Source organism: Cryobacterium sp. 10I1 (assembly GCF_035019805.1).
Classification (GTDB): Bacteria; Actinomycetota; Actinomycetes; order Actinomycetales; family Microbacteriaceae; genus Cryobacterium; species Cryobacterium glucosi.
This window is the reverse complement of the sequence record NZ_JASJVF010000515.1, coordinates 1-925: the sequence shown is the minus strand read 5'-3', so window position 1 is coordinate 925 and position 925 is coordinate 1. Positions and strand designations below refer to the sequence as shown.

1 pseudogene is annotated in these 925 nt (G+C 73.1%); it reads left to right on the top strand.

Annotation, left to right across the window (positions count from 1 at the left end):
* Positions 1–925: pseudogene (locus QN345_RS19500) on the top strand (hypothetical protein); the annotation flags it as partial.

The following is a 925-nucleotide window of genomic DNA, read 5'->3' as shown; positions in this document are numbered from 1 at the left end:
CCGCAGTCCGGTGAGCGCGCGCCCTACCGCGGCAACACTGAGCGCCCGCAGCGTGATGGTGAGCGTCCTCCGTACCGTGGCAACTCCGACCGTCCGCAGTCGGGCGAGCGCGCCCCGTACCGTGGCAACTCCGACCGTCCGCAGGGCGGCGCCGAGCGCAAGCCCTGGTCGAAAGACGCGCCCCGCACCGACCGCCCGCAGCGCGACGGCGAACGTCCCGCGTACCGCGGCAACTCCGATCGTCCCCAGACCGGCGAGCGCAAGCCGTGGTCGAAGGACGCACCGCGCACCGAGCGTCCGCAGTCGGGCGGCGACCGCAAGCCCTGGGCGAACGCGACCCAGCGCGGCGGTTCGGCCACCCGCGCCGGAGCACCGCGTGGCGACGCCGGCAAGAAGCTCTGGACCCGCGACGGCGCCCCCGCCCGCGGCGACCGCGATGCCCGCGCCGTCGAAGAGGAAATGACCGAAGAGCAGCGGATGCAGCGCGAGCTGCGTTCGGTGCGCCCGCGCCACGACGACCCCGAGCTCCCCGACGACATCTCGTCTGCCGACCTCGACCGGATCGCACGGAACGAACTCAAGACCCTGACCAAGGACAACGCCGAGGCCGTCGGCGCCCACCTCGCCATGGCCGCCCGGGTCATCGACGAAGACCCCGAGCTCGCCCACCGTCACGTGATGAGCGCCGCCCGCCGTGCCGGCCGCATCGCGGTCGTGCGGGAGAGCCTCGCGATCACCGCGTACGCCACGGGCGACTTCGCCCTTGCTCTGCGCGAACTGCGCACCTACCGCCGCATCTCCGGGTCCAACTCGCAGCTGCCGCTCATGGTCGACAGCGAACGCGGCGTCGGTCGCCCGAACCCGCTCACGCGGATGCGCGGCGTAGAGGTGGAGTTCCGGCTCGCGATCCCGCAGATTCGTCCAG